The sequence below is a fragment of the Shewanella sp. 11B5 genome, from assembly GCF_002836795.1.
In the GTDB taxonomy this organism is placed as follows: domain Bacteria; phylum Pseudomonadota; class Gammaproteobacteria; order Enterobacterales; family Shewanellaceae; genus Shewanella; species Shewanella frigidimarina.
The window spans coordinates 1-1,554 of record NZ_PJAP01000843.1; the positions used below are offsets into that span (position 1 = coordinate 1).

Consider the following 1,554-nt stretch of genomic DNA (forward strand, 5'->3'; position numbering starts at 1 on the left):
TACTTTCAATATATTACAAAATATGAGCATTTAAGGCTCTACGTTACAATTTTTGATAATGATATTATTTAAATCGAGCCTATCCTTGTAAGCTATAGCATAAATCGAGATACTAGATAAAAATAATAATATCAGCTGTAAAAAGAGCCTTATGTTAAAAATGAATTCCATTAAAGTATTGCCTGTACTTCTACTGTTCATTCTCACCGCTTGCGGACAATCAGATGAGTTTGGTCAACCTCAACTCACACCAGAACAAGTTTCTTTGGGGTTCTTCGAAGCTATTTATGTCGATCGTGATGTCGAGAAAGCTAAAAAGTTTGTCGCACCTGACATCCAAGAGATTATGGATCATTATCATATTGCATCAGCGGTACAACGACATGTATTAGGCTTATCCATGAAACAGGTGACGATGTCTATTGATGAAATTGATATCGACTTCTTCCGAAAATTTACCGACGACGTTACTGTCATCGTTAAAATGCAAGGATTAAAAGGTGGAAGAAATTGGATTGATGATCGAACCATTCGTCTGCATAAACAAGGCAATACCTGGGTGATTGTTGAAATATTACCCGAAAAAGGTCGTATTGAAGGTTAGTATTGAGTCAAAGCATATTACCAAACTTAGCTAGTTTTAGTTTAGTCATGATGGAAGATCAAAACAATTATCACTGATTACAGATATACACCGCTATGCGATATGTTTAAGTATTATTGAAAAAACCGATTATTAGCAATAACCAATAAAAATAGCAGCCTAGGCTGCTATTTTTATTTTTTTGTCGGAGTATTTAATGCAACAACTAAGTTGTCAAAGCATTAATCAGCTCGTTCAATCGTCTTATTCTTCGTCAGAAGGTAAAGACTCTAACACGTCATCTTTCACTTGATAGTAAGCGTTTTCGTATTCATGAACTTCCATAATAACTCCAATCTTTTAGGTCGTTTTGTAGGTGTAGGCCTGTCTTTTTATAAACAACAACACGATATTGAATCCTTAATACTGACGACATCGTGTTAATGCTGGGGGGATGACATTTGCCTTACAGAGAGAAGAGTACCAATCACTTTCTTCTTGGCGCTAAGTATATCAATAGTCAGATCACTTTCAAACCACAATTACGAAAAACTTTCAGTTCTGTTTTGCGGATAGTCTAAATGTGTCTTTAAATTGAGATTTTGCACTAAAAAACAGAAAGTCTTTCAGAAATTACAACATGCTCGACGTGACAACGTACAAACGTATTGCGACACAAGTCGACGGTTCCATCGCTGCTGTTAAGGCTAAATGCCGATGACAATGCCTCTATTACAGCAACTCAAACCCTATAGTTCTGATTATTTATTGAAAGAATAATGCCCTTAAAAGACGAAGCACAACATAATGAAGCACCTGAGAGCTTCACTCAAAAATAACGCCCAGCACCCATCCTGCACTATCAAAGCATTTAACACATACAGCTAAGCTTTTGGCTTAGAATTAATAGTTAAAGCTGATGAGTTCTTAGTAAATGACAGGTCTTACAGACATCAGTAGAAAATGAATCA

1 protein-coding gene is annotated in these 1,554 nt (G+C 35.8%); it reads left to right on the forward strand.

Features of this window, described 5'->3' with window-relative positions; translation table 11 throughout:
- Positions 1-151: 151 nt before the first annotated feature.
- Positions 152-604, forward strand: coding sequence for a DUF4878 domain-containing protein (locus CXF78_RS17015; RefSeq protein WP_011636921.1), 453 nt, complete (start codon positions 152-154; stop codon positions 602-604).
- Positions 605-1,554 lie beyond the last annotated feature (950 nt).